General features: G+C 52.5%; 2 tRNA genes and 2 rRNA genes. All 4 read right to left on the bottom strand.

The annotated features are described in order from the left end of the window. Positions 1 to 70 precede the first annotated feature (70 nt). A 23S ribosomal RNA gene (locus EAY64_RS08045) occupies positions 71 to 2,962 on the bottom strand. 276 nt (positions 2,963 to 3,238) lie between these two features. After that, positions 3,239 to 3,314, bottom strand: a tRNA-Ala gene (locus tag EAY64_RS08040). Between the two features lie 4 nt (positions 3,315 to 3,318). After that, positions 3,319 to 3,395, bottom strand: a tRNA-Ile gene (locus tag EAY64_RS08035). Positions 3,396 to 3,459: 64 nt separating this feature from the next. Then, positions 3,460 to 4,529: ribosomal RNA gene (locus EAY64_RS08030) — 16S ribosomal RNA — on the bottom strand; the annotation flags it as partial.

Genomic DNA, 4,529 nt, shown 5'->3' with positions numbered 1-4,529 from the left:
TCTTGGATCTTTGATCGCGTCGCACATTCACTATCCATCCGGTCTTGGTTTCCCAAGCCACTCAAATGATAGGATCAAGCCTCACGAGCAATTAGTATCGGTTAGCTTAACGCCTCACAGCGCTTCCACACCCGACCTATCAACGTCCTGGTCTCGAACGACTCTTCAGGAGGGTCAAGCCCTCAGGGAAGTCTCATCTTCAGGCGAGTTTCCCGCTTAGATGCTTTCAGCGGTTATCTCTTCCGAACTTAGCTACCCGGCAATGCCACTGGCGTGACAACCGGTACACCAGAGGTTCGTCCACTCCGGTCCTCTCGTACTAGGAGCAGCCCCCGTCAAACTTCCAACGCCCACTGCAGATAGGGACCAAACTGTCTCACGACGTTTTGAACCCAGCTCACGTACCACTTTAAATGGCGAACAGCCATACCCTTGGGACCGGCTACAGCCCCAGGATGTGATGAGCCGACATCGAGGTGCCAAACACCGCCGTCGATGTGAACTCTTGGGCGGTATCAGCCTGTTATCCCCGGAGTACCTTTTATCCGTTGAGCGATGGCCCTTCCATTCAGAACCACCGGATCACTATGTCCTGCTTTCGCACCTGCTCGACTTGTCGGTCTCGCAGTTAAGCTACCTTTTGCCATTGCACTATCAGCACGATTTCCGACCGTACCTAGGTAACCTTCGAACTCCTCCGTTACACTTTGGGAGGAGACCGCCCCAGTCAAACTGCCTACCATGCACTGTCCCCGATCCGGATAACGGACCAAGGTTAGAACCTCAAAGGGGTCAGGGTGGTATTTCAAGGTTGGCTCCACCAGAACTAGCGTCCTGGCTTCAAAGCCTCCCACCTATCCTACACAAACCACTTCAAAGTCCAATGCAAAGCTACAGTAAAGGTTCACGGGGTCTTTCCGTCTAGCAGCGGGGAGATTGCATCTTCACAAACACTTCAACTTCGCTGAGTCTCAGGAGGAGACAGTGTGGCCATCGTTACGCCATTCGTGCGGGTCGGAACTTACCCGACAAGGAATTTCGCTACCTTAGGACCGTTATAGTTACGGCCGCCGTTTACTGGGGCTTCGATCAAGAGCTTGCACCCCATCACTTAACCTTCCAGCACCGGGCAGGCGTCACACCCTATACGTCCACTTTCGTGTTGGCAGAGTGCTGTGTTTTTGATAAACAGTCGCAGCCACCGATTCTCTGCGACCTCTCCAAGCTCCATCCGCAAGGGATTTCACCTAAAGAGGCATACCTTCTCCCGAAGTTACGGTATCAATTTGCCGAGTTCCTTCTCCTGAGTTCTCTCAAGCGCCTTAGAATTCTCATCCTGCCCACCTGTGTCGGTTTGCGGTACGGTTCTTGTGTAGCTGAAGCTTAGTGGCTTTTCCTGGAAGCGTGGTATCAGTCACTTCAGGTCCGTAGACCCTCGTTATCACTTCTCGGTGTTGAATGAAAGGGCGGATTTGCCTACCCTAACCACCTACCAGCTTGAACGACCTATTCCAACAGGCCGCTGACCTAACCTTCTCCGTCCCCACATCGCACTACACAAAAGTACGGGAATTTTAACCCGTTTCCCATCGACTACGCTTTTCAGCCTCGCCTTAGGGGCCGACTCACCCTACGCCGATGAACGTTGCGTAGGAAACCTTGGGCTTTCGGCGAGCGGGCTTTTCACCCGCTTTATCGCTACTCATGTCAGCATTCGCACTTCTGATATCTCCAGCATCCCTTACGAGACACCTTCACAGACCTACAGAACGCTCCCCTACCATCTGCACTTACGTGCAAATCCGCAGCTTCGGTTATCAGTTTGAGCCCCGTTACATCTTCCGCGCAGGACGACTCGACCAGTGAGCTATTACGCTTTCTTTAAATGATGGCTGCTTCTAAGCCAACATCCTGGCTGTCTGGGCCTTCCCACTTCGTTTACCACTTAACTGATCATTTGGGACCTTAGCTGGCGGTCTGGGTTGTTTCCCTCTTGACGATGGACGTTAGCACCCACCGTCTGTCTCCCATGCTCGCACTTTCCGGTATTCAGAGTTTGCCATGGTTTGGTAAATCGCAATGACCCCCTAGCCATAACAGTGCTTTACCCCCGGAAGTGATACATGAGGCACTACCTAAATAGTTTTCGGGGAGAACCAGCTATCTCCGAGTTTGTTTAGCCTTTCACCCCTATCCACAGCTCATCCCCTAGTTTTGCAACACTAGTGGGTTCGGACCTCCAGTGCGTGTTACCGCACCTTCATCCTGGCCATGGATAGATCACTCGGTTTCGGGTCTACGCCCAGCAACTAAAGCGCCCTATTCGGACTCGGTTTCCCTACGCCTCCCCTATGCGGTTAAGCTTGCTACTGAACGTAAGTCGCTGACCCATTATACAAAAGGTACGCAGTCACCCCTTACGAGGCTCCCACTGTTTGTATGCATCCGGTTTCAGGTTCTATTTCACTCCCCTCCCGGGGTTCTTTTCGCCTTTCCCTCACGGTACTGGTTCACTATCGGTCGATCACGAGTATTTAGCCTTGGAGGATGGTCCCCCCATCTTCAAACAGGATTTCGCGTGTCCCGCCCTACTTTTCGTATGCTTAGTACCAAGAATGAAATTTCGTGTACGGGGCTATCACCCACTACGGCGGCCGTTTCCAAGGCCTTCCACTATCTCAATCTCTATCACATACAGGCTATTCCGCGTTCGCTCGCCACTACTGACGGAATCTCGGTTGATTTCTTTTCCTCGAGTTACTTAGATGTTTCAGTTCACTCGGTTCGCCTCCACAGACCTATGTATTCAGTCTGGGATACCTATTGCTAGGTGGGTTTCCCCATTCGGACATCGCGGGATCAAAGCTCTATTGCCAGCTCCCCCGCGCTTTTCGCAGGCTTACACGTCCTTCATCGCCTGTGATCGCCAAGGCATCCACCAGATGCACTTAGTCGCTTGACCCTATCATTTCAGTAACCTAGATTACCAATCCGACAGAATGTGTTTGTGCGACGTACCACACCGCCCCTTTTGATATGGCGACATGGCACTAGATACAATCAAATTCCCAAGATGGCGATTTGTCCCACATGCAGAGTTAACTGCAAGTGTTTCATTTCGCCGTCTAATTAATTCGGCTTCTTCAGTTTGTTAAAGATCGGGCATTGTAAAAACAACGCAAACAGAAATTCACGCAACCCTGACAGGTTGTGTGCGCTTTTGTTTGCACTGTAAGAATGGTGGAGGATGACGGGATCGAACCGACGACCCCCTGCTTGCAAAGCAGGTGCTCTCCCAACTGAGCTAATCCCCCAAACTGGTGGGTCTGGTAGGACTCGAACCTACGACCCCTGCGTTATCAACACAGTGCTCTAACCAGCTGAGCTACAAACCCAGTTACTACCCTTAAATCACGAATAACCGATAGGTTGTGAATACTTGACGATCGCCTTCTCTAGAAAGGAGGTGATCCAGCCGCAGGTTCCCCTACGGCTACCTTGTTACGACTTCACCCCAGTCATGAATCCCACCGTGGTAAGCGGCCTCCTTACGGTTAGCCTACCCACTTCTGGTGAAACTCACTCCCATGGTGTGACGGGCGGTGTGTACAAGACCCGGGAACGTATTCACCGCGGCATGCTGATCCGCGATTACTAGCGATTCCGACTTCACGCACTCGAGTTGCAGAGTGCGATCCGGACTACGATCGGTTTTATGAGATTGGCTCCACCTCGCGGCTTCGCGACCCTCTGTACCGACCATTGTATGACGTGTGAAGCCCTGGTCATAAGGGCCATGAGGACTTGACGTCATCCCCACCTTCCTCCGGTTTGTCACCGGCAGTCCCATTAGAGTGCTCAACTGAATGGTAGCAACTAATGGCAAGGGTTGCGCTCGTTGCGGGACTTAACCCAACATCTCACGACACGAGCTGACGACAGCCATGCAGCACCTGTGTTACGGCTCTCTTTCGAGCACCAAGCCATCTCTGGCAAGTTCCGTACATGTCAAGACCAGGTAAGGTTTTTCGCGTTGCATCGAATTAATCCACATCATCCACCGCTTGTGCGGGTCCCCGTCAATTCCTTTGAGTTTTAACCTTGCGGCCGTACTCCCCAGGCGGTCAACTTCTCGCGTTAGCTACGCTACCAAGGATTCAAACCCCCAACAGCTAGTTGACATCGTTTAGGGCGTGGACTACCAGGGTATCTAATCCTGTTTGCTCCCCACGCTTTCGTGCATGAGCGTCAGTGTCATCCCAGGGGGCTGCCTTCGCCATCGGTATTCCTCCGCATCTCTACGCATTTCACTGCTACACGCGGAATTCTACCCCCCTCTGACGCACTCTAGCCGTGCAGTCTCCAATGCAGTTCCCAGGTTGAGCCCGGGGCTTTCACATCAGACTTACACAACCGCCTGCGCACGCTTTACGCCCAGTAATTCCGATTAACGCTTGCACCCTACGTATTACCGCGGCTGCTGGCACGTAGTTAGCCGGTGCTTATTCTTCAGGTACTGTCATCCCCCA

Source organism: Aquitalea palustris, from assembly GCF_003693445.1.
GTDB classification, from domain to species: domain Bacteria; phylum Pseudomonadota; class Gammaproteobacteria; order Burkholderiales; family Chromobacteriaceae; genus Aquitalea; species Aquitalea palustris.
Note: the sequence above shows the minus strand (reverse complement) of the source record. Positions and strands in the feature narration are given on the sequence as shown.